Source organism: Monoglobus pectinilyticus (genome assembly GCF_002874775.1).
Lineage (GTDB): Bacteria > Bacillota > Clostridia > Monoglobales > Monoglobaceae > Monoglobus > Monoglobus pectinilyticus.
In genome coordinates this window covers 1,101,562-1,123,547 of the sequence record NZ_CP020991.1, presented here as the reverse complement: position 1 = coordinate 1,123,547, position 21,986 = coordinate 1,101,562, and the positions used below count along the sequence as shown (strand labels likewise).

Sequence of the window (21,986 nt, the reverse complement as noted above, 5' to 3'; positions counted from 1 at the left end):
AATTCTAGATTAAAAGTAAAAAGCCCGCCGGTTTTCATATAAAACCGGCGGGCTTATGTATTAATGTTTTATAATAACTAAGTTTAATAGTTTATTATCATAAATTATATAGTTTTAATAAAATAATTGTATATTGAACACTGCGTGTTCAGATGATAGTTCACCTAACGCGGCAAACTACGTTTGCCCTACCGATGTTCACTAAAAACCCTGATTTTTGTGTTAAATAAAATTAAACCTTCAATTTTTTAATAATTAAATCAATTGTAACTCGGAATATCTATTTTCACGGTAGTACACAAAGTCAACGGGAAAGTAACAGGGCTTTTTTCATCATGAAGCCACGCTTCATGGTGAAATGAGCGGGGTGCGAGCGCCCCTTGGAGCCGTAGGCGACCTAAGCGAGCAAGCACTTTTTCTTTCTTTGCGTATACATATTATTGACATTGTAGGTAATGGCAAAACAAGATACTTTATATTACACACACCTTGCAGGTGTGGTCACAGGTGAAGCGTTTCTTTTTCTTACGAGAAAAAGAAATGGTTCAAACACCATTATTATGTAATAATAAAATTTTTTAATGGGGTCATATACAAAGAAAATAATTTAAAACAATATATAATAACCTATCTAATTCTTTGACTTACTGCGTTCATATGGTGTAGGATTATCAGTTAATCTAAGAAGATAATCCACACTTGTGTTATAGAAAATTGCCAATTTTATTAGAGTTTCAATAGGATAATTCAATACACCAATTTCGTATTGAGAATATGTATATAAACCATTTCTTTTTCTTGCGAGTGTGACCACACTTTTCTTAAAAAGTGTATGTTATATATACCTACTCATTTCTTTACAACCTACAGTGTCATTAATATGTATCAATGCAGATGAAATCCGCCTTGTGAGGTGCGAAGTCGCAGATGTGTTAATATCTTTTATTATCATCTTTATAACTTTCTATTAAATTAATTATCAATTCTGTATCCTTTTCATTAAGTTTTTTTAATCCTTTTATTATTTTATGTATTTGTTCAGGGTACTTCATATTTTCATTAAAAAATTCGTAAGGCGTTATTCCAAAATATCTGCATATTTCAAAAAATTCTTTCATGGACGGCATCGCTTTTTCTGATGTTATATGATTTATATATCCTTCAGAACGTCCCATATCTAAACTCATACATCTTTCTGATACATTTTTTCTCATCCGCAATTCTGTTATTCTTTTCCTTATATATTCCTCATACATTTTTTCTCCCCTCAATCTACTTTAAAATTATTTATATTATATTTGATTGCTTTTTTATAGCTTAACATAAAGTTTAATTTCGTATTCACTTTTATCTGATTTTAAGATATTACTATTTTGAGGTGATTAATTTGAATTTATACAGTGAAATTGAAAATATATTTCCAACACTTGAAAGTCTGTTTTCAGAAAAAGACTTATTAAAATTTAAAAATACTAGAATTATTGACTTATATCGGTACCATTTTGGATTAGGTACATGGATAAGAAATAATTTAATATACCCTAAAGATAGTGTCCTGTGTGATCTATTTATAGAAAATGGTATAGAACAACCTGATGACATGTCTTCGTTTATAATTAAATTATTTCATTATTATGTATGGAATAAAATTTAAAATATTTTAAAAATATGTAATAAAAAAGACATCAAAATAATAAAAACCACAGCTAAAACTGTGGTTTTACTTTGTTACCTTATTAATCTAGTTATTTCTTATATTTATATTTAAGACATAATTTCAAATTTTATATTTTCATCTTCATCTTCTAATCTTTTGAATATATCAAATATCTTATTCATATACTCATCAAAATCTTTTGGCAGAGTATTAACGCCTTTCACATAAATGACGGTATCAGGAGGACAATATTCCCACAAGCTATCCCATAGTGCAGACAGATTATTTCCATAAAAATCAGGAAATCCAAAAGTATTTTTTATAATCAAATGTAATTCTAATGGTGACTTGCACCCGGTTAAATCTAATGTTATCTGATTCATAATTTTTCATTCCTTATTTTGTTCTTTGCCTGGCTATAATATCTTTAAACTAATTTATAAATATAAAATTAAACCGGCTTAATTTGCCGGTTTTTATATTTTGGTGGAGGTGAGGGGAATTGAACCCCTGTCCAAAGAAGTATCCTCAAGAGGCACTACGAGCGTAGTCAATGGTTAAAATTCCCTTACTGTGCAGTCCATTGACAAACTGCATAGCTCGGTAGCTTCATTAATTCATGGCCGGGTCAAAGCTTTCCCGGCTCACGTTCACCGCATCATTGATGCCCTAACCTGAGTCTGCGGTAAACTCAGGCGGACAAGCTGCAACTAGGCAGCTAAAGCTACGTTATTATTTTTAGCGTTTAATTTTAAAGTTGGGCTTTTAACGTGGCGCCCGCCACGGCTCGCTCCTCAGGCCTCTACGACCCTGTCGAAACCATTACACCCCCATGTGTAAATATTATAACTATTTATATTATAACTGGCTGTTTATCCAGTTTATTGAAAGCTCCATCCATCCGGTTACGCCGGGTACAAAATGCTTTTCCTCGCATCCGGTCAGCTTATTGCCGAGCGACAGTCCGTGTTTTCCCTTTGGGTATATATGAAGTTCGTATTCTACTCCGTGTTCCAGCAGAGCGGACGCGAACCGCATTGAACTGTATACAGGCACCGAACTATCCTCAAATGTGTGCCATATAAAACTTTTAGGCGTGTTTGAGGTCACGCGCTTGTCCAAACCAAAATATTCAAGCTTTTCAGGTTTGCCCTCCGTAAATCTTTGCTTGGTGCCGTCGTGCGTTTTTCCGTCGTCTTCTATTATAACCGGATAGCACAAAATCAAACCGTTCGGTTTGTTTTCTTCTCCTGTCGCTTCCGAACCTTTCTGTATCATAGGCAAGTCCCAATATACTCCCAGTGAAGCGGCAAGATGACCGCCGGCGGAAAACCCGCATACAAAAATTTTGTCCGGGTCTATAAAATATTCATCAGCTATAGCCCTTACGGTCTTGACGGCTTTTGAAAGCTCGCATGTAGGAGCAGGCCAGCCGGTTGGTTCTATTGAGTAATCGAGAAGGAATCCATGAAATCCGGCAGCGCAGTATTTAAGCACAATCGTCTCCGCCTCTCTGCTTGACCTTGAGCGGTATCCGCCGCCGGCGCATACAATAATAGCCGGGCGTTTGTTCCATAGGGTTTTTGAAACAAGCTCAGGTTCAAGAATATATGAGGTTAGTTTTGCCGTTTCATTAGGTTGGTTTGAAGATAGTTCAGCATAATCCACCGACATATCAAAACTTTTGATAATCATTGGTCTTCCTCCATAGAATCAATACAACTATTTGCAGAGCTCAGCCACAATTTGGTTTATTAATTTGCCGTCTGCTTTGCCTTTTAACTCGCACATTACCGATTTCATAATCAAGCCCTTGTTGCCGGAAGCTAGTACGTCTGAGAATTTTTCGTTTATAATTGTCTTTATTTCGTCAGCGGACAGCTGTTTTGGAGCGAATTCACTGATTATATTTACTTTCTCATTATATTCAGCCAGCAGCTCGGTTCTGTCCTCAGGACATGTCTCCACTTGCTCCTTGGCGGTTTTAAGCTCCTTTAAAATAACAGTTTCAACCATTGATTCCGGAATATCGTCCCGGCATCCCTCGTCAATGGCAACCTTTTTAACGGCGGCAATTAGCCCGGAGATTGTGTCTTTTCTGTTCTTCTCCTTTGCCTTCATTGCGGCAATCATTTCGGTTTGTAAGTCTTTTATAGTCATGATATATCTCCTAACTCCGCGGTTTTATCCACGGTTATAATTCTTAATGGCGCGGTCTATGTTTCTTTTAGCGTCACGCTTTGCCATAGCGTCACGCTTATCGTAATTCTTTTTACCTCTGCACAGACCTATTGAAACTTTAACAAGCTGTTTTTTAAAATATACTCTCAGAGGTATAAGCGTGTAGCCCTGCTGTTGGGTTAAACCGATAAGACGGTTTATCTCACGTTTGTGCAGAAGCAGTCTGCGCGCTCTTTCGGGGTCTTTGTTAAATATATTTCCGTGCTCGTACGGGCTTATATGTGTGCCTATCAATATGGCTTCGCCTGTTTTGAGTGAAACATAGCTGTCTTTTAAGTTAATCTTTCCGGCGCGCACCGATTTGACTTCGGTTCCCAAAAGTTCAATTCCGGCCTCGAATTCTTCATCTACAAAGTAATCATGAAAAGCTTTTTTGTTTTGCGCTATTACTCTGTCCGCCGGTTTTTTGTCAGCCATATTCTCACCTCTTTTGGATTTTAACTGTGTAAAAAAATTTTGTTCTGAAACAATTCAAACAAAAAATCTTATCTGTTTAGCTTGTACATTATACTTTTATTTTTAACAAAAGTCAAGTGTATTGTCACAGTAATTTGATGAAAAATCCGCCTAATTTCGGCAGTTTTTAAATATGTTTACAAATCTCTCACCCTTGACTTTCAATACAATACGTGTTAAAATATACATTAAATTATTATTGGGCAAATTTACCCAAATTTATCTTGTTTTGTAATTCAGCGGAGGATCTTTATGTTTTTATCCGATAAGTGGAAAGATTATGAACTTTTGGACGCGTCTGACGGCGAAAAGCTGGAGCGCTGGGGAGATGTTATTCTGCTCAGACCCGACCCTCAAATAGTTTGGACAGTGAGCGAGGCGGACAAGTCAAAGTTATGGAGAGCGGCGGACGCCAGGTATGACCGAAGCCATACCGGAGGCGGCAGCTGGAAGACTTTTAAAAAACTGCCGAAGTCCTGGACTATAGGTTACCGTGAACTCAAATTCGGAATAAAGCCTATGGGATTTAAACATACGGGGCTTTTTCCGGAACAGGCTGCAAACTGGGACTGGTTTTCAGATATAATCAAAAATAGCGGCAGGCCTAAAAATGAGGTAAATGTTTTGAATCTTTTCGCGTATACCGGAGGCGCTACTATGGCGGCGTCTGCCGCAGGAGCCAGCGTTTGTCACGTTGACGCGGCAAAAGGTATGGTTACCTGGGCTAAGGAAAACGCTGTTTTGTCCGGTCTTGATGAAAGGCCTATCAGATATATTGTTGATGATGTAAAGAAGTTTGTGGAGCGTGAGTTCAGACGCGGCCGCAAATATGACGGTATAATTATGGATCCGCCTTCTTACGGCAGAGGCCCGGGCGGCGAGGTCTGGAAAATAGAAAATGAGCTTTTTGGTCTTATTGAATCGTGTTTAAATGTCATGTCTGACAATCCCCTGTTTTTTTTGGTTAATTCATATACTACCGGAATGTCGGGCAATGTAATGAGCAATATTTATAAACTCACGCTCTGCAAAAAGTTTGGCGGAGAAATTGATATAGATGAAATCGGTCTGCCTGTAACAAACGGCGGACTTGTGCTTCCATGCGGCTATTCAGCACGCTGGGTTAAAAGATAATTGTATTTAGGGGTATCTCTTTATGGAAGATATAATAACTGTCGACAACTTAATATTTGAATACACGGACGAGGACACCGGAGAGAAAAACCGTGTGCTCGATAATGTGAGCCTGAACGTTAAAGAAGGAGAATTTTTAGCGGTTCTCGGGCATAACGGGTCCGGAAAGTCAACGCTTGCAAAGCATTTTAACGCTATTTTGCTTCCAACTGATGGCAAGGTGTTTGTTGACGGGATAGATACTTCTGACGAAAGCCGGCTTTTTGATATACGCAGAAGGGTCGGGATGGTGTTTCAAAATCCCGATAACCAAATGGTTGCCACAATTGTTGAAGAGGACGTTGCGTTTGCCCCTGAGAATTTAGGGGTATCGCGCGAGGAGATAAGAGAGCGTGTTGATAATGCGCTGGAAACTGTAGGAATGACCGCGTTTAAGCGGCATGCGCCTCATATGCTCAGCGGCGGTCAGAAGCAGAGGGTTGCTATTGCGGGAGTTTTGGCTATGCAGCCCGAAATATTGGTTATGGATGAGCCTACGGCAATGCTTGACCCGAACGGCAGAGCGGAAGTTATACAAACAATAAAAAAGCTCAACCGGGAAATGGGCATGACTGTTATTCTGATTACTCATTATATGGATGAGGCGGTTCAGGCCGACAGGGTTATAGTTGTTGACAGCGGACACATTTCTATGGAAGGCGCTCCCCGAGATATTTTTCCGCAGGTAGATAGGTTGGTGGATTTGGGACTGGATACACCTCAGTCCACATATTTAATATATATGCTCAATAAGCTCGGTCTTGACTTTAATCCGCGCGTTCTTAATGATAAGGAGTGCGCTGAAGAATTAATAAAGAGACTAAAGAAGAATTGCTGATAATTTGATATGATTTTCTTATACGGAGGCAGGCATTAATGATTAAGCTTGAAAACGTAAGCTATACATATATGAAGGGCGGTCCATTTGAAAAAAAGGCGCTTGACAATGTGAGCCTGGAGGTGAGACCCGGTGAGTTTATCGGGGTTATAGGCCATACGGGTTCAGGCAAGTCAACTATGATACAAATGCTGAACGGTCTGTTAAAACCATCTGAGGGCAGAGTTTTTATAGATGGAACTGATATTAATGATAAAGGCGTAAATCTTCGGGATATAAGGTTTAAAGTCGGATTGGTTATGCAGTATCCTGAGTATCAGCTTTTTGAAGAAACGGTGCTTAAAGATATTTCATTTGGTCCGGCTAATATGGGTCTCCCTCGTGAAGAGGTTGAGGAGAGAGCTAGGTTTGCCGCAAACATGGTAGGGCTTAATGACAGTCTGCTTGAAAAATCACCGTTTGATTTGTCCGGCGGTCAGAAGCGCAGAGCAGCCATTGCCGGGGTTTTGGCAATGGAGCCTAAGATTTTGATTTTAGACGAGCCGACGGCAGGGCTGGATCCGGCAGGACGGGATGAGATATTGTTTAAGATAAGAGATATGCACAAGAGGATGAATTTGACGGTTCTTTTGGTGTCTCACAGTATGGAGGATGTTGCAAAACTTGCCGACAGAATTCTTGTTATGAACGGCGGCCATGTTGAGATGTTTGATACCCCTGATAAGGTGTTCTGCAAAAGCGGAAGACTTCAGGAGATTGGGCTTAATGTTCCTCAGATAACAAGGGTGATGGATAGGCTCAGAGAAGCTGGGATTGACGTTCCGGGAGGTATCTACACTACTGGGGACGCATACAGAGTGCTGGCTCCTATGTTGAAGTAAAATATTTAATATAGTTTTATTGAAAGGCGGAAAAATGCTAAAAGATATAACACTCGGTCAATATTTTCCCGGGAATTCTTTTATCCACAAGCTGGACCCGAGAACTAAAATTTTAATAATGATAGCGTATGTGGTTTTGGTGTTTATCGTTCAGAATTTTTACGGCTATTTGGCATTGGCGGTATTTTTGGGGATTTGTGTTTTTGTGTCAAAATTGTCTCCTAAGTATTTAATAAAAGGGCTTAAGCCGATAATGATATTTATTGTGTTCACAGGGCTTTTTAATTTGTTTTTGACCTCAGGCACGCCCGTATGGCATTGGTGGATATTTACCATTACCAAAGAGGGTATACGCTTTGCGGCGTTTATGGTTCTGAGGTTGATTTTTCTGATTTTAGGCACATCTCTATTAACTTTGACAACTTCTCCGATAGCGCTGACAGACGGTCTCGAATACCTGCTGACCCCATTTAAAAAAATTCATGTCCCGGCGCACGAGATAGCTATGATGATGACTATCGCGCTGAGGTTTATACCAACATTGCTGGATGAGACGGATAAGATTATGAAAGCTCAGTCTGCCAGGGGGGCCAGCATTGACAGCGGAAGCCTTCTGAGCAGGGCAAAGGCCATGGTGCCGATACTTATTCCTCTGTTTATCAGCGCTTTTCGCAGGGCTGATGAGCTTGCCACGGCAATGGAATGCCGCTGCTACAGAGGCGGAGAAAACAGAACCAGGCTCTATGAACTTAAATTCTCAGGAATAGATATAATGAGCTGGTTATATGTTTTAATATTGCTTGGAATAATTCTTTCACTGAATTTTGGATTTGGAAGTTTTTAATATGGAAAATATAAAAAATATTGCAATGAGAATCAGGTATGACGGAACAAATTACCACGGCTGGCAGTCTCAATCTAATGGGGTAACTGTTCAGAGCACTATAGAAAAGGCTCTTTCGGAACTGACCGGGTCTGATGTAAAGGTAACAGGCTGCAGCAGAACCGACGCCGGCGTACATGCTTTGGATTATATTTTTAATTTTAAATCAGAAACAAAAATCCCGGTGGAAAAACTGCCGTACGCGTTGAATTATAGGTTAGAAGACGATATAACCGCCCTGGAAGCCTGGGTTGCGGCGGATGATTTTAATTCGCGTTTTTCTGTAAACGGAAAGCGGTATATTTATAATATTTGGAACAGCGCTTTAAAAAATCCATTTTTAAATAGATATAGCTGGCATTTTCCATACAAATTAGATTTTAAAAAGATAAAAGCTGCTGCTGTTTTTTTTGAAGGAAAGCATGATTTTGCTGGGTTTATGGCGGCAGGAGGACAGCAGAAAACGACTGTCAGAACTATTAGCGTATGCGGAGCGGAGCAGAGCGGGGAGTTTCCCGAACTGCTGACAATAACCGTTGAAGCTGACGCATTCTTATATAATATGGTTAGGATAATTGTTGGTACGCTTGCGGATGTAGGCACCGGCAGAATTGAGGTTTCGGATATTCCTGAAATTATATGCAGTAAAGACAGACGCCAAGGCGGTATTACAGCTCCGCCTCAGGGGTTGTTTCTAAAAAAAGTATATTTATAGCTGAGGATGACCTGATATGAAATTTGATCTCAACAAAGAGTTTAGCTTCTCTCAGATAGGCAACTATTTAAAGAGAAAGTATGACTCCGCAGTAAAATTTATAAAAAAGATGGATGGAAGCAGTATAAAAAATATTACTGTCAAAGGTAAGGTCGTCCGTATCAACGCAATTCGTTTAAGCTTTATCGCGGCGGTTTTAGCAGTGCTTTTGGCTCTGTTTGTAAACATTGTTATAGTTCCGAATACTACATACCGTGCATATTCGGATTTGGAGTTTGATACGGGAGGACAGTATATTCAGTATGCTTTCGGCAAAGATGTTTTGTTGCTTAACAAAAGTGGAATCAAGGATGTTAACAACAAAGGCGGAGACGTTTGGAATATAAAAATGACGCTCACGAATCCGACAATAGATATTGCCGGAAAATACGCGCTTTTAGCGGACCTGGACGGAAATAACAGCTTGAATCTGTATGATACAAATGGGAACAATATAGTAAATTATCCAATAAGCACTGATATATTGTCAGCTAAAGTCAATAAAAAGGGATATGCGGTTGCCGCGCTTGCCGAAGAAGGTTATAAGGGCACAGTGGTGGTTTTTAATAAAAAGGCTGACGAGGTGTTTAAATGGAACAGCGGAGAGGGATATATAACGGACGTTGATATATCAAAAGACGGCAAGTATATTGCCGTTGCGCAGATGATGAGCGACGGAGACGAGACTTATTCAAAGATTCGGGTTATGAATACGTCAAACGGACAGGAGAGCGGCACTGCAATTTGCGAGGACACTCTCATTGCGAAAATTAATTTTGATAAAAACAGCAATATAACTGCTGTCGGACAAAGCAAGATATTTGGATTTTCAAAAAAAGGGAATAAGAATTTTGAAATTGATTTAGCCGGAAAATCACCTGTCAAATATGATGTTGAAAACGGTGATAATCTGTTGTTCCTGTGCAGGGACAGCAGGGGAAACTCAGTGCTTGAGATTTATAGTATTTCGGGCAAATATCTCGGAAGTTATACCAGCAGTGACGAGATAAAAAACATTGCCGGTTATAATGACAATATAATCGCAGCGACTTCCAGAAACCTTATATGTTTAAATTATAAAGGAAAACTTAAAAAATCTATAGAGATATCACATGATATAATGAGCATAGGTATATATGGGAATGAACGCAATGTTTTGGTTCTCGGAGGGAATAAGGCTGATATTGTCAGGATAAAATAACAGAGTTTGTCGGAAAATATTCTAGGAGGTTTCACGGTGCTTGATATTCTAACAGCATGTTTTTTCACAATTTTTATCTGGGTGGGTTATAAAAACGGTTTTTTAAAATCAGCATATAAGGTAGCGGCTTTTATTGCGAGCATAATTTTGGCATATATCCTTTATCCTTATATTAAGGATTTTATAGTCGGAAGCGCTTTTGGAGATATGATTCGTTCAATTGTGCAGACGAAATATGTTGAACCCAAAATAGCCTCGGAAACATTAACTGCGACGGCGCTGCCGGAGTACATGAGAAGCATGGTGGCAACCGGACAGACGGCTTTAAATGACGCTTTAACCAGCTTTATTACAAATTTGGTTTTAAACTTGATATCGTTTTTGTCGGTGTTTATTATAACCCGAATTTTAATTTCTATTATAGGAAAAGTGGTTAATATCGTTTCAAGACTTCCCGTGATAAGATTTTTTGACAGAGCGGTTGGAGTGGTATTTGGAATAATTGAGGGTGTTATCATAATATATTTAGTTTTGGCTCTTGTATATGCTATAACCCCGCTGAGGGAGAATGAAAATACTCAAAAATATATTTCAGAATCAACCCTGACAAAAGCTATGTATGAAAACAACCCGATAGTGCAGTTGGTTACGCCGACGGATTATGATAACTTGTCGTCAAAGTAGGAGGATTTAATGAACAGGAAAAGCAGCTCCGCTGAAATGGAGAAACTAGAAAATATGAAGATAGTTGAGCTCAGAGAATATGCTAAAAATCTGGGTCTTAAAGGCGTTTCAAAACTCAAGAAACAGGAGCTTATTGAAGCGGTTTCTGATTTTATTGAAAATGAAAAATCGGGAAAAACTGAAGAGGTTAAGAATTCGTCAGAAGCTTCTAATCAGGCGTTGCAAAAAAATAATGTTTCAGAAAAGGAACCTCAGAATAACAGCCGCCCGGGCGGAGAAAATAAAAATGATAAACCGGCTGTTCAGCCTGTAAAAAATGAAGTTATAGAATACAGCGACCCGGTTCGCCGCACAAACTTAATGAGCGGAGTTCTTGAGGTTCTTGAAGACGGATATGGATTTTTGAGGTCGGATAATTACCAGTCGGGTCCTGACGACGTGTATGTGCCTCAGGCTCAGATTAGAAGATTCAGACTTAAGACGGGGGACTATATTGTCGGAAACACGAGAATGCAGCATGAGGGTGAAAAGTATCAGGCTCTTCTTTATGTTCAGTCCGTTAACGGCGATAAGGTAGACGTGTCAATACGCAGAAAAGCTTTTGAGGATTTGACGCCTATCTATCCCAGAGAGCGTTTGAAGCTTGAGACAGTCAAGACGGATTATTCTATGAGGATAATTGACCTAATAGCGCCTGTCGGAAAAGGTCAGAGGGGAATAATAATTGCTCCGCCTAAAGCCGGAAAAACAACGCTTCTTAAAAATATAGCGAATAGTATAACCCAAAATAATCCTGACGTTAATTTGATAGTTCTGCTGATAGACGAGCGCCCTGAAGAAGTTACCGATATGCAGAGAAGCATAAAGGGCGACGTTATATATTCTACCTTTGACGAGGAGCCGCAGAATCATACAAAAGTGGCAGAAATCGTATTGGAAAGGGCAAAGCGTTTGGTTGAACATAAAAAGGACGTTGTTATACTGCTGGACAGCATAACACGTCTGGCCAGAGCGTATAACTTAACTATAGCTCCAACCGGAAGAACTCTTTCAGGCGGATTGGATCCCGGCGCCTTATATAAGCCCAAAAGATTTTTTGGCGCGGCCAGAAATATTGAAGGGGGCGGAAGCCTGACAATTTTAGGAACCGCGCTCATAGAGACCGGCAGCCGCATGGACGACGTGATTTATGAGGAGTTTAAAGGGACCGGAAATATGGAGGTTCATCTTGACAGAAAGTTACAGGAGCGCCGTGTATTTCCGGCAATAGACATAGCCAAATCCGGCACGAGAAAAGAAGAGCTCTTGTTAAGTCAGAGAGAAAAGGAAGCTGTTTGGCGTATCCGCAGGGCTCTTGTGGGACAGAATACAGCAGATGTAACAGAGACTATACTTAGGTACATTGTAGGTTCACAGAATAACGATGAATTTATTAGTGTAATAGAAAAAGTTTTTAAGTAAACAATAAAGGAGAATTGATTATGAAGAAATTATCCCTGGTTTTAGCGGCGATGATTGCTGCTTCATCAATTTCATTTTATGGAACGGCGGCATTTGCCGAAGAAACCGGTCTTGATTATGATGGCAGCGTTAACGTTGCTTTTGGAAATACTACGGGAAGCTCAAGCGCAAACTCCGAGACGGGAAATCCGCCTTCTTGGATAAAGGATATATATTCGACCGCCACTCCGGAGCCGGCTTCCACAAAAGACCCGAACGCTACGCCTGAACCGACTAAGAACCCAGATGCCACGCCTGAACCAACAGCAGCGCCTACCCAAAAACCGTCGGCGACGCAGCCTCCTAATGAGGTTAGAGCCGGAACACCGGAAGCTGATGTTGTTAAGGTGCCAATATTGTTATATCATCATATATCGGATGATTTTGACAGCTCAAATGCGATATCTATTATCTCACCAAGAGATTTTCGTTTGCATATGACGGCGATTAAGACGCAGTATACTCCTATATCATTAAGAGATTATGTGGATTTTGTGAAATGCCGTGACGGTTCTAAGACTATCCCAACAAATCCTATTATAATAACATTTGACGACGGATACTCGTCAAACTATGAAGTGGCGTTTCCAATTTTGAAAGAACTCGAGATCCCGGCGACTATTTTTGTAGTAACCGATACAGTAGGGGCTACAAAGGAAAGCGGAAAGGTGAATTATTCACACTTCACATGGGAGCAGGCAAGAGAGATGCAGGACAGCGGTCTCATTGATATAGAATCGCACACAAACGACCATGTTAAACTCGGCGAGCTGGATAAGGACACTCTTAACTACGAGCTTCGCAAGTCTAAATATTTGATAGAAAAGAACTTGGGAAAAACATGCGATATGATTGCATACCCCTACGGTTCATATTCTGATATTGCTATCGACGCTTCACACAAGGCGGGATTTATTGCTCAGTGTTTGGTTGGAGACGATGCGACGGATATAGATTATGAGGTGAATATACCGCGGGACGGGGTTGAGAATATGACAAGGATAACTGTCAGCGGGCTTATGGGAAACGTCAATGTAATTGAGCTTATAAGACAGGCGGTTTCGAATAAAATTATAAATTAAAATATTAAAATTCAGAAAGGAAAAGCAGGGCGATAAACCTTGCAGGTAAAAGCTTATGTCAAATGTAATAACTGTAACATCTGAAAATTTTGAATCTGAAGTATTGAATTCGGAAAAACCGGTATTGGTGGATTTTTGGGCTTCATGGTGCGGACCGTGCCGTATGCTTTCTCCGATTGTTGACGAGATAGCCGAAGAGGTTCAGACCATAAAGATTGGAAAAGTTAATGTTGACGAACAGCAGGATTTGGCGGGTAAATTTGGTGTAATGTCTATTCCTACCCTTATATTATTTAAAAACGGACAGCCGGTAAACAAGTCTGTCGGCGCAAAATCGAAAGCCGCTTTGCTTGACTTTATAAAATAGAGGTGAGACAATGTACGACGCAGTGATTATAGGTGCCGGAACCGCAGGAATGACTGCAGGAATATATCTTGCAAGACAAGGCAAACGCGCGATAATTCTTGAGGGAAACACTTATGGAGGACAGATTGTTAATTCTCTCGGGGTTGAAAATTACCCCGGAATAAAAAACATATCCGGGTTTGATTTCGCTACCGCTCTTTATGAGCAGGTATTGGAGCTGGGCGGAGAGATAGATTATGGAGAAGTCGTGGGGATAAAGGTTAACGATAATTCCAAAACAGTGCTGACTGCCGATAAAGAGTACGAATGCGAACGTGTTATAATAGCCACAGGCGCAGCAAACCGTAATCTCGGCGTTGATGGCGAGGAGGATTTAGTTGGTCTCGGCGTGTCTTATTGCGCAACCTGTGACGGAGCCTTTTTCAGAGAAAAGAAAGTTGCCGTTGTCGGAGGCGGAAACACAGCCTTAGAGGACGCGGAATTCTTATCGGGATTATGTGAGACTGTATATATTATTCATAGGAGAGATGAGTTCAGAGGCGACCAATCCACGGTTGAAAAGCTGAAACAAAAATCAAACGTGGAATTCATACTCAACTCTACAGTAACGGCGTTTAAAAAGGGCGAGGATGGCAGGCTGAACGGAGTGGAACTGCAGAATAAAATAAGCGGTGAAATTTCAGGGCTGGCTGTGGATGGCCTTTTTGTAGCCGTGGGACAGATTCCGAACACTGGTTTTTTAAAAGGCTTGGTAGAGTTAGACGCCGCCGGATATGTCATTTCCGGCGAAGACTGCAAGACAAATATTGATGGAATATATGCAGCCGGAGACTGCAGAACAAAACCGCTCAGACAGCTGGCAACAGCCGCCGCAGACGGCGCAGTGGCTACAATGTAGAAAATTTTTGTTTTAATCGAATTTTTTATCGTTAGGATAGCAATTTCAGGCGTCATAAGGCGGCAAGCTGTTTCATAGCTTTCCCCGCAGACCCGCATGAAATGGGCGTTTCCTCAAATCCGGCGACTAAACCGGCACAATCTGTAACAGCATGGTTTTGTAAATCCCAGCACCATTTGGGCACCACAAAACAAAAAATCAGCAAGCCCTTGTCCGGCCTGCTGACAGCCTTATTATACAGCGTATGCCCTGAAAAAGCAATCCCTGAAAAGCTGCTAACGGTAAGCAGACGCAGTCTGAACAAGCCCCGGCATGAGAAGTGTGCTATCTCATACCGGGGCTATTTTCATGCGCGGCGGGAATTCCGATTCCACCGAAAATAATAGTGGCAAGCAGGGCAAAGTGCCCTGCTTGCCACTATTGAAAACGGCTAAAGAAGGAATACGTATTATGCAAATAAGGCGCATTTAATCAGCCCGGCAAACTGGGATTTGTCATTTGTCTTTTGTTTCAAAGGGTTTGTTCCACGAACCGATTTCAATAAGGTTTCCTTCAGGGTCAGCTATATAACAGGTTCTCTGTCCCCAAGGCTCTGTTGTGGGGTCCAAAACAGCCGTTGCGCCTTTATTTATTGCATTTTTGTATTCCAAATCCACCTCTTCAAAAGTATCAACATAAAGTGCAATTTCCGAATGACCGTTCAGGCCCTTCACATATTCATATTTTTTGCTTGTCATATTCTCAAAGTCTTTTCTGCCATAAAGCAAAAACAATGTGCCATCTTTCACAAGATAAACATTCGATGTCTGCTCATTTTCCTTAATTGCGAAGCCGAGCACATCTCTATAAAATCTAATCATAGTTCCCATATCGTTTACGAACAATCCAAAACCGTCTAACCTCATAATTAACCTCCAAATTCTAATTTGTTAAATACGCTTTATCCGCCTAAAGCCTACAAGCCCATAACTATCTTTTTCATTTTAATATGGCCGCATGGAAATGTCAAACAGCTCATTTCGTTTCATTACTTCATGCTGCTGTTTATAACTGTATGTTCGCTTGGGCACCATTTTACCCTTTGCAGGACGGTTTTTCAGATGACAGAAATGCTGATTTCATAAGCCTTTCCGGCTGAAAAAAGTATTTTATAATCACCAAAAATTTACTATTTTCTATAATATTTTTTTCATCTGTTTAAAGAGTTCGATATGCTTTAATATGTCTTCATATACCTGCTCTTTGCCAATTTCATTTAGTATCTCGTGTCTCATACCGGCATACATCTTGCTTCCTACATAATAATATCCGGCTTCCTGCTGTTTGGAAACCGCCTCGATATGTTTTTTGTATCCCAGCATACATGAATCTTCACAGCCTGACATAAATATGATTGGAAGCATGGGGTTTCCGGCTGTTAATGTGTTGTCGAGATACGTTCGGTTGAGAAGCTCCAGCAAGCCCATGTATCCGTTAATCGTAAAAGAAAATCCGCACAGCGGGTCGTTTACAAACTCGTCAACTACGTTTTTATCACTGCAAATCCATGCGCTTTTTTGGTTCTCGTCTTTAAATACAAAATCAAAGATTCCGACAAAAAGGTCGTTTATCAGCTGGTCTTTATAATGGTCCCCCCGGAGTTTGGCATATTTATCAAGCACAGGGGTTATGACGCCTGTAGAGTTGTCAGAGCTCGGCGCGCCGCATAGAAATACCCCGGAAGGTATATAGTCATATTTTTTTAAATAAACCCGGGTTACTAAGGTACCCATGCTATGGGCAATCAGATATAGAGGTAAATCCGGATAGAGGTCTTTAACATATTCTGACACACGGCGCAGATCTTCAACTATACCCGTAGCACCGTCTTCGTAAAAATATCCTAGGTCATCACGGTTTTTCACACTTTTTCCATGGCCGCGGTGGTCATGAATTATACAGATATAACCTTTTGAAGTAAAGTATTTCATAACGTTTAAATACCGTTCTTTATGTTCGGTCATACCATGTGAAAATTGAAGTATCCCTTGTATGTTTTCGGTGGTATCAGGCGTGCATAACATTACGCTAAGTATAAGCGAATCGTGCTCAGAAATTAATTTTAACGTCTTTGATTTCATGGAATTATCACTTCCCAATATATAAGCTATAATTATATTATAGCCTTAAAATATTAATTAATCACAACTTTTTGTATACAGTCAGTATCATAGTGGTGAAAGCGGCAGCGCCTCCTATCAGATTTGAGATAGGCTCCGCCCAAAACACGCCGTTTACATGCGGCGTCCAGAAAACGGGGAGCAAAATTGTCATAGGGACCACAATAATTATTTTCCTGAACATAGAGAAAAAAACAGCTTGCTTCGGTTTGTCCAAAGCGGTAAAGACTGTTTGAGCGCAGAATTGCAGAGCCATAAAGAAAAAACCAAAAAAGTATATGTGCAGAGCCGGAACGCCTCCGGCAAGCAAATCTGAATTCTCCGTAAAAATCCGTATAAAAAATTGGGGAAAGACAGCAACGGTCATCCAAGCTAAAACAGTATATGATATTAAAATCACAGACATATATTTTATTGCTTTCTTGACTCTGCCATTTTTTTCAGCCCCGTAATTGTATCCAAGCACGGGCTGAGCTCCTTGTGAAAATCCCTGAACAGGCAGAACAAGTATATCCCTGACAGATGTTATTATCGTCATGATTCCAATATATAAATCGCTTCCGTATTGTTTTAGCGTCATATTGCAGACCATTTGAACTGCCGCGTTTGTAGCGAGCATTGTAAACCCTGCCAACCCGAGCGACAGTATTTTTTTAATCCTTCTGGAATTAAGTCTTATCATATGGCGAAGTTTTATGGTATATGTGGCCTTTTTGCTGAGTAAAAAGCCTACTGTCCAAATGGCTGAAGCAATTTGAGAAATCACAGTTGCAATCGCCGCTCCTGCCACGCCCATATTAAATACAAAAATCAGTATCGGGTCAAGAATAATATTGAGCATGGCGCCGATAGCTATGGTGAGCATACCGGTTTTTCCAAAGCCCTGGGCGTTTATTATACTGTTAAGCCCCAGAGCTATCACCGGGAAAATGGCTCCTATAAGGTAGATAGTGATATATGAATCAGCGTATGGAAGTGTTGCGTCGCTTGCTCCAAGAAGCTTTAAAATCGGAGTTTTAAAACATAAGCCCAAAACAGAAATTGATATACCGACAATTATAAGCAGACTGCAGGCGTTTCCGAGAATACTTTCCGATTCCTCGCCGTTGTTGCGGCCGCGCTCAATTGATATGAGCGGCGCGGCTCCGGCGCCTATCAGATTTGAAAAAGCCATTATAATTGTAACGATGGGAAGGCAGACTCCCACTCCGGTAAGCGCGTCAGTCGTTTCTACACCGCCTATTCGCCCTATAAACATTCTGTCCACTATGTTATATAGTATGGTTATCAGCTGCGCTATCGTCATAGGTATAGCTAAACGCAGTATATGTTTAAGAATGCTTCCCTTTGAAAAATCATTAGCGCGGGTTTTAATATCGTTCAATTTTTAGGCTCCTTTCCGCAAAATTCAAAAAAGAGGTTATAAAACCCCTTTTAAATATATTTAATTTAGTCAATGTTATATGTCGTTGAAACGCTGCTCAAGCTTTGGGTATACCTTTTCTTCAACAAAAATATACCAGTCGAGCAGATTTTTGGTTTCAAAATAGTATTTTTCAACATCCTCGTCTATATAGTAGTCGTTTGTGTCAGACTTGCGGTTTCTAATTTCGCTTATTTCTTGATTTATTTGTATAAGCTGAAGTCTGACTGTGTTGTAATCGTCCCACACTGAGGCAATCTGCGGATATGTAAAGCCGTTTAAGCATTCAGCTATTTTCTTTCTGAGTAATATTGAGAGAAAGTCCGCCGTATCAAAGAATGCTTTGCACTCATGCCCCAAAGCGGCCCTTAAATTGTCGAGAACATACTTTGGGTTGGAATCGGAATTACCGATTCTTGCCATATAGTCGTTGGCGCACACATGAATGATATTCTCATACGCGTTTTTAAGGCTGTTTATCGGAAGAAAGAAAGTCTGAAGTTCAGAGCCGTACTCTTCAGCTAAGATATACAGTTCCTTTGTTTTGAGGTGAACATAGAAAATACGTTCCCAATATTCATTCTCAGTCATCTCATTTTTCCTATAAGAGTTTATTCCTTCAAACAAAGCTTTGTTTGAAGCGTCTATGCTATCCTTGTCAGGGGCGCCGTCAGTTGTCTTTTTTATATTTTTATCATTTTGGACAACCGGTATGACTTTAGTGGTTTGGTCAGCGACAGCAGTTTTTTGTCTTTTCATATATTATACCTACCTTTCGGAAGTTTAATCGGCGATGTTTTTCTTCTCAGAGCGTTAACATTTTCATCTGAATAGAACAGTCCCATAGCAAACCTTGCCTCGGACGCGGGTCTGTTATAAAAATCTTCAAGTTTTTTCACATTTTTTTTGGTAAGATGTTTTGTAGTGCTGGGGAACTCAGCGTCTATAAGCCGCGTCGAGTGCCAGGCTTCCGAGATTTTATAGGACATATAAACTATACAAATAAGTATACATACTCCGGTGATTATAACAGAGGCCAGTAAGAAAGAAAATCCCATATTCATTATTTTTCAGCTCCTTCTCGTACCCTGAAACTAACTGACAGGAATAATACAAAAGCTAAAACGACTGATATAGTAACAGCCCAAATATTAATTTTATATACTGTTTCTCCAAACAAAACAGGGTCTCCTTCCAGCATTAAATACCCCATCATAGCCAAAAATATCCCAACAACCTCCAAGACTGCAATGAGATATACAGCCACAGAGTTCCTTTTTCCTATTAAAATCGACATACCCACGGCGACTACTGATATTGCAACGACAAGATATAAAACATCATTGTCACTGAACACCATAATCCAGTATCCAATATCCATTGTTTCAGCAACATTGGTAAACATAGGTCTTAAAATAAGGGGGAAAAACGAGAATATGGCGCATACGAGCCACACGGAAAGCATCCCAAAAAATCTTCGGTAATCAAAATATAAAGCGTTTCCAACTTTTCGGCTGCTGATTTCTTCCTGAATATTTACCAAGATAATACCCCCCAATTGTTATATACGGCAATAAATCCTATATGTTATTACATATTTCGACATATTTCATAATAAAAAGGTACCATAAAACAGTTAGAAAGTCAAGAGCGTTTTAAATATTGGAAGATAATTGTTAAAATATTCACTACCATATATAAATAAGCAATAAAAAAGAGCCGAATTTTCGGCTCAATTAAATTATATTGCAAAGTAATAACCAACACCGCGTTTAGTCATTATATGTTTTGGCTGAGACGGGTCGTCCTCAATTTTTTCTCTGACGCGCCTAACAGTAACGTCAACAGTTCTGACGTCGCCGTAGTACTCATAATCCCAAACATATTCAAGCAGACTCTTTCTGGAATATATTTTATTCGGCTGTGCTGAAAGAAATTTAATAAGTTCAAATTCCCTGACTGTTAAATCGATAAGCTTTCCGTTTTTATAAAGCTCATATCTGTTACAGTCAAGAGTGAAACAGCCGATTTCAACTATATCGTTTTCAACCTCAGCCTGCTGAGGAACTATATCGCTTCTTCTCATATTGGCCTTGACTCTTGCCAAAAGTTCACGTACGCTGAAAGGTTTGGTTATGTAATCGTCAGCTCCGAGCTCAAGCCCTAAAACCTTGTCCACTTCTTCTTCACGTGCTGTAATCATTAAGATTGGAACAGAAGAAGTCTCTCTGATTTTTTTGCAGACAGAAAAGCCGTCCATATTCGGAAGCATAACGTCAAGCAGTATCAAATCAGGTTTTTCGGATTCCGCCTTCCTAACGGCTTCTTCGCCGTCATATGCCTCGCATACCGTGTATCCTTCATTTTTTAAGTTAAGAGTCAAAATTTCAACAATGCTTTTTTCATCGTCAACGACCAAGACTTTTTTACCCATACCGGTTTAGCACCCCCATAGTTTTCCAATGAATTATATGTAAATCTATACCACTTCGCCTAAAGGCGGTAAAAACCAAACACAAAACAATGCAATTAAAAAATAGGAATAATTACATTTCCATTACATATACACTAATTTTATACTACTTCTCTTAAAAAATCAAGGTTTTTATTAAAATATTTTTAAATCTTTTATACTATTTAAATAAACGGTATTATATTTGGGAAAAAATAACAATTAAGGCGGCGCTGTTTAAGTCTCCGCAATAATAACTTCGGGACCATTATCATCAATTTTAAAGTATACCGCACCGTTTTTGGTTTCAAAGACTTCTGTTCCCAAATCCTTATATGCTTTCAAAACCTTTTCCGAGGCAGGTTCGCCGCCACTGTCGGTGATTACCGCGTATTTTGCAGAGACGGCTTCTGCAAGTTCTAAACTTTCGTTTCCGTCCTTTTTGCCGTGGTGAGGCACCTTAATAAAATCGCAGCCAAGTTCAATGCCTGAATTTAATAGTTCCTCTATTCTCTCGCTCTCGGCGTCTCCGGCAAATAATAGCCGAACTCCGTTATATTCTGCTATAGACACAATTGAGAAGGCGTTGTCGTCTTCGTCTTTTGTGTATGGCTCAGTTCTCTTCGACGGATATAGGGAAATAACTGCGTTTCCCAAAGAAATATTTATGTCGTTTTTAAGAGTTAAAGGCTCAATATTTTTTGCATTTAACGCATTCATAAAGCTATTATAATTTTTACTGTCCCTTACGTAATCAGGGATAATAACGTTTTTGACTGATGTTCCGCTAACGACTGCAGCTGCGCCGCCGACATGGTCATTATCAAAGTGTGTGATTAAGAAGTATTTTATATTATCTATGCCGCAGGATTTGAGATGAGCTAAAACATCGTCTCCGTTTTCAGTTTCCCCGGCGTCTATAACCATCGTTTCCCCATCAACTGTAAGTATTATTGCATCAGACTTTCCGGTATTGAGTATCGCGCCGTACACTCCGCTTGCCGGTAAATTCCCGGAGCCGTCTGTATACGGTGAATTATGGCTCCCTGTGCAGGAGGTAAGAAAACTGATTGTAAAAATTAATAGTATGGAAAATAAAATGTTGGTTTTAAATCTTTTCATAAAAAATCACCTCATAATAATTTTGGTGTTTTTCATATAATATTTCTGACGTTTTAAAAAGAAATTCCATTCTTAATAATTTTATCATATGTTAGAAATTTAGGTGTTAATATTTTGTAAATTAGCCGTAGCTTACTCAATATGTATTTATAAATCAGAACTATTGATAATTGATTGTGTTAGTGATATAATCAACTTTATAAAAAGAACATATG

Annotated in this window: 26 protein-coding genes and 1 other RNA gene; 12 read left to right on the top strand and 15 right to left on the bottom strand. The window is 39.7% G+C overall.

The window, feature by feature from the left end; all coding sequences use genetic code 11:
* Positions 1 to 932: 932 nt before the first annotated feature.
* Positions 933 to 1,256: a helix-turn-helix transcriptional regulator gene (locus B9O19_RS05015; protein ID WP_102365385.1), complete on the bottom strand. Its 324-nt coding sequence runs from the start codon at positions 1,254 to 1,256 to the stop codon at positions 933 to 935.
* Positions 1,257 to 1,378: 122 nt separating this feature from the next.
* On the opposite strand from B9O19_RS05015, the gene B9O19_RS12255 reads away from it, so the two are divergent.
* Positions 1,379 to 1,654 (top strand): DUF6794 domain-containing protein, encoded by a 276-nt coding sequence (locus B9O19_RS12255; RefSeq protein WP_353964138.1) that lies wholly within the window; start codon positions 1,379 to 1,381, stop codon positions 1,652 to 1,654.
* A gap of 110 nt (positions 1,655 to 1,764) precedes the next feature.
* Here B9O19_RS12255 and B9O19_RS05005 read toward each other — a convergent pair whose 3' ends face one another.
* The 5 genes from B9O19_RS05005 to smpB all read right to left on the bottom strand — a co-directional run bounded on the left by B9O19_RS05005 (position 1,765) and on the right by smpB (position 4,315).
* Entirely contained in the window at positions 1,765 to 2,040 is a 276-nt protein-coding gene (locus tag B9O19_RS05005) for a barstar family protein (protein ID WP_102365383.1), read from the bottom strand.
* 101 nt (positions 2,041 to 2,141) lie between these two features.
* Positions 2,142 to 2,489: a transfer-messenger RNA gene (ssrA, locus tag B9O19_RS05000) on the bottom strand.
* 26 nt (positions 2,490 to 2,515) lie between these two features.
* Entirely contained in the window at positions 2,516 to 3,352 is an 837-nt protein-coding gene (locus B9O19_RS04995; protein WP_102365382.1) for an alpha/beta hydrolase, read from the bottom strand.
* A gap of 27 nt (positions 3,353 to 3,379) precedes the next feature.
* On the bottom strand, positions 3,380 to 3,817 hold the full coding sequence (locus tag B9O19_RS04990) for a GatB/YqeY domain-containing protein (protein ID WP_102365381.1): 438 nt from the start codon (positions 3,815 to 3,817) through the stop codon (positions 3,380 to 3,382).
* Between the two features lie 24 nt (positions 3,818 to 3,841).
* Positions 3,842 to 4,315: an SsrA-binding protein SmpB gene (gene smpB, locus B9O19_RS04985; protein WP_102365380.1), complete on the bottom strand. Its 474-nt coding sequence runs from the start codon at positions 4,313 to 4,315 to the stop codon at positions 3,842 to 3,844.
* 291 nt (positions 4,316 to 4,606) lie between these two features.
* Between smpB and B9O19_RS04980 the strand changes: the two genes are divergently transcribed.
* From B9O19_RS04980 to B9O19_RS04930, 11 genes are read left to right on the top strand one after another with little or no spacing between them, the layout of a single operon-like run.
* Positions 4,607 to 5,488, top strand: a complete 882-nt coding sequence (locus B9O19_RS04980; RefSeq protein WP_102365379.1) for a class I SAM-dependent methyltransferase — start codon at positions 4,607 to 4,609, stop codon at positions 5,486 to 5,488.
* Positions 5,489 to 5,510: 22 nt separating this feature from the next.
* Positions 5,511 to 6,365, top strand: coding sequence for an energy-coupling factor transporter ATPase (locus B9O19_RS04975; RefSeq protein ID WP_102365378.1), 855 nt, complete (start codon positions 5,511 to 5,513; stop codon positions 6,363 to 6,365).
* 38 nt (positions 6,366 to 6,403) lie between these two features.
* Complete coding sequence (locus B9O19_RS04970; protein ID WP_102365377.1) at positions 6,404 to 7,246, top strand: energy-coupling factor transporter ATPase; 843 nt, start codon at positions 6,404 to 6,406, stop codon at positions 7,244 to 7,246.
* A 34-nt stretch (positions 7,247 to 7,280) separates the two neighbouring features.
* The gene (locus tag B9O19_RS04965; RefSeq protein ID WP_102365376.1) at positions 7,281 to 8,090 is read left to right on the top strand and encodes an energy-coupling factor transporter transmembrane component T family protein; all 810 of its coding nucleotides are present in this window, start codon (positions 7,281 to 7,283) and stop codon (positions 8,088 to 8,090) included.
* A gap of 1 nt (position 8,091) precedes the next feature.
* Entirely contained in the window at positions 8,092 to 8,844 is a 753-nt protein-coding gene (truA, locus tag B9O19_RS04960; RefSeq protein WP_102365375.1) for a tRNA pseudouridine(38-40) synthase TruA, read from the top strand.
* A gap of 16 nt (positions 8,845 to 8,860) precedes the next feature.
* Positions 8,861 to 10,084: a DUF5711 family protein gene (locus B9O19_RS04955; RefSeq protein ID WP_102365374.1), complete on the top strand. Its 1,224-nt coding sequence runs from the start codon at positions 8,861 to 8,863 to the stop codon at positions 10,082 to 10,084.
* A 36-nt stretch (positions 10,085 to 10,120) separates the two neighbouring features.
* Positions 10,121 to 10,768 (top strand): CvpA family protein, encoded by a 648-nt coding sequence (locus tag B9O19_RS04950; protein WP_158648919.1) that lies wholly within the window; start codon positions 10,121 to 10,123, stop codon positions 10,766 to 10,768.
* A gap of 9 nt (positions 10,769 to 10,777) precedes the next feature.
* Positions 10,778 to 12,229: a transcription termination factor Rho gene (rho, locus tag B9O19_RS04945; RefSeq protein WP_102365372.1), complete on the top strand. Its 1,452-nt coding sequence runs from the start codon at positions 10,778 to 10,780 to the stop codon at positions 12,227 to 12,229.
* A 20-nt stretch (positions 12,230 to 12,249) separates the two neighbouring features.
* On the top strand, positions 12,250 to 13,350 hold the full coding sequence (locus B9O19_RS04940; protein ID WP_102365371.1) for a polysaccharide deacetylase family protein: 1,101 nt from the start codon (positions 12,250 to 12,252) through the stop codon (positions 13,348 to 13,350).
* Between the two features lie 55 nt (positions 13,351 to 13,405).
* Positions 13,406 to 13,717 carry a thioredoxin gene (trxA, locus tag B9O19_RS04935; protein ID WP_102365370.1) on the top strand — a complete coding sequence of 104 codons (312 nt, stop codon included), beginning with the start codon at positions 13,406 to 13,408 and terminating at the stop codon, positions 13,715 to 13,717.
* 10 nt (positions 13,718 to 13,727) lie between these two features.
* Positions 13,728 to 14,615 (top strand): NAD(P)/FAD-dependent oxidoreductase, encoded by an 888-nt coding sequence (locus tag B9O19_RS04930; RefSeq protein WP_102365369.1) that lies wholly within the window; start codon positions 13,728 to 13,730, stop codon positions 14,613 to 14,615.
* A 52-nt stretch (positions 14,616 to 14,667) separates the two neighbouring features.
* On the opposite strand, the gene B9O19_RS04925 is transcribed toward B9O19_RS04930, so the two are convergent.
* The 9 genes from B9O19_RS04925 to B9O19_RS04885 all read right to left on the bottom strand — a co-directional run bounded on the left by B9O19_RS04925 (position 14,668) and on the right by B9O19_RS04885 (position 21,771).
* Complete coding sequence (locus B9O19_RS04925; protein ID WP_102365368.1) at positions 14,668 to 14,919, bottom strand: hypothetical protein; 252 nt, start codon at positions 14,917 to 14,919, stop codon at positions 14,668 to 14,670.
* Between the two features lie 190 nt (positions 14,920 to 15,109).
* Complete coding sequence (locus B9O19_RS04920; protein ID WP_102365367.1) at positions 15,110 to 15,520, bottom strand: VOC family protein; 411 nt, start codon at positions 15,518 to 15,520, stop codon at positions 15,110 to 15,112.
* 270 nt (positions 15,521 to 15,790) lie between these two features.
* On the bottom strand, positions 15,791 to 16,735 hold the full coding sequence (locus tag B9O19_RS04915) for an alpha/beta fold hydrolase (RefSeq protein WP_102365366.1): 945 nt from the start codon (positions 16,733 to 16,735) through the stop codon (positions 15,791 to 15,793).
* A 61-nt stretch (positions 16,736 to 16,796) separates the two neighbouring features.
* Positions 16,797 to 18,149: an MATE family efflux transporter gene (locus B9O19_RS04910; RefSeq protein WP_245863042.1), complete on the bottom strand. Its 1,353-nt coding sequence runs from the start codon at positions 18,147 to 18,149 to the stop codon at positions 16,797 to 16,799.
* Positions 18,150 to 18,233: 84 nt separating this feature from the next.
* On the bottom strand, positions 18,234 to 18,956 hold the full coding sequence (locus B9O19_RS04905) for a hypothetical protein (protein WP_102365365.1): 723 nt from the start codon (positions 18,954 to 18,956) through the stop codon (positions 18,234 to 18,236).
* Complete coding sequence (locus B9O19_RS04900) at positions 18,953 to 19,261, bottom strand: hypothetical protein (protein WP_102365364.1); 309 nt, start codon at positions 19,259 to 19,261, stop codon at positions 18,953 to 18,955. The genes B9O19_RS04905 and B9O19_RS04900 overlap by 4 nt, the downstream gene beginning before the upstream one ends.
* Positions 19,261 to 19,740, bottom strand: coding sequence for a hypothetical protein (locus B9O19_RS04895; protein WP_102365363.1), 480 nt, complete (start codon positions 19,738 to 19,740; stop codon positions 19,261 to 19,263). The genes B9O19_RS04900 and B9O19_RS04895 overlap by 1 nt, the downstream gene beginning before the upstream one ends.
* 198 nt (positions 19,741 to 19,938) lie before the next feature.
* Positions 19,939 to 20,631, bottom strand: coding sequence for a response regulator (locus B9O19_RS04890; RefSeq protein ID WP_102365362.1), 693 nt, complete (start codon positions 20,629 to 20,631; stop codon positions 19,939 to 19,941).
* 255 nt (positions 20,632 to 20,886) lie between these two features.
* The gene (locus tag B9O19_RS04885) at positions 20,887 to 21,771 is read right to left on the bottom strand and encodes a ComEC/Rec2 family competence protein (protein WP_102365361.1); all 885 of its coding nucleotides are present in this window, start codon (positions 21,769 to 21,771) and stop codon (positions 20,887 to 20,889) included.
* Positions 21,772 to 21,986 lie beyond the last annotated feature (215 nt).